Source organism: Anaerosporobacter sp. (assembly GCF_965301125.1).
The window spans coordinates 13,706-14,597 of the sequence record NZ_CBDLAM010000077.1 but is presented as its reverse complement, the minus strand read 5'-3'; the positions used below and the strand labels follow the sequence as shown (position 1 = coordinate 14,597).

The 892-nt window shown below is 34.6% G+C and carries 1 protein-coding gene; it reads left to right on the top strand.

Features of this window, described 5'->3' with window-relative positions:
- Positions 1 to 151: 151 nt before the first annotated feature.
- Positions 152 to 892, top strand: a 741-nt coding sequence (locus tag ACW2QF_RS10120; RefSeq protein WP_455715881.1) for a YitT family protein, incomplete at its 3' end; no start/stop codon positions are given.

Genomic DNA, 892 nt, shown 5'->3' with positions numbered 1-892 from the left:
TACCGTCAAGGACCAGACATGAGACATTCATTGATTATTCTATTTTGTTTTTCTACAAAAGTGGTATAATGTTATTTGCGAGAAGAAGCAAAATGATTTCTTCGAATATCAAAAAATATTAAACTGACCCAAACAATTAACGGAGGCCCAAATGAGTCAAAATCTATCAACTCAAAATTTAACACAATCTAAACTCTTTAAGTATTTCCAGGCTTTTGCTGGTACTTGTATCTTTGCCATTGCAGTAAAACTGCTTATTGTTCCGCTAGGTTTATATAATGGTGGTTCCCTAGGTTTCGCACAGATTATACGTACATTGCTTATTGATTATGCACATTTAAGTATATTAAGAAATATAGACTTAACTGGTATAATTTACTTTATAATTAATGTTCCACTTCTTATCCTGGCATACAAAGGCGTTGGCAAGAGTTTCTTTATTAAAACATTAATTGCTGTTATCTCGCAGACAACATTCCTTACATTAATTCCTTCACCAACATCACCAATTATTGACGATACTTTGGCTGGTTGTCTAATTGGTGGTATTGTATGTGGCTATGGTATTGGTCTTGCTCTTCGAGCTGGCGGATCTACCGGTGGCCATGATATCGTCGGTGTTTATCTAGCAAAAAAGCACACAAATTTTAAGGTAGGACGAGTTGCTATCGTAGTTAACTTCGTTGTTTATGGCATCTGTGCACTTATGTTTGAAATTGATGTATTTATATATTCCGTAATCTATGCTACTGTTTCATCTTTTATCATTGACCGTGTTCACTACCAAAATATCATGGTTAGCGTTATGATTTTCACTAAGGTTGATGGATTACAGATGCCAATCATGCAAAAGTTAAACCGAAGTGTAACAAATTGGACAGATATTGGAGAT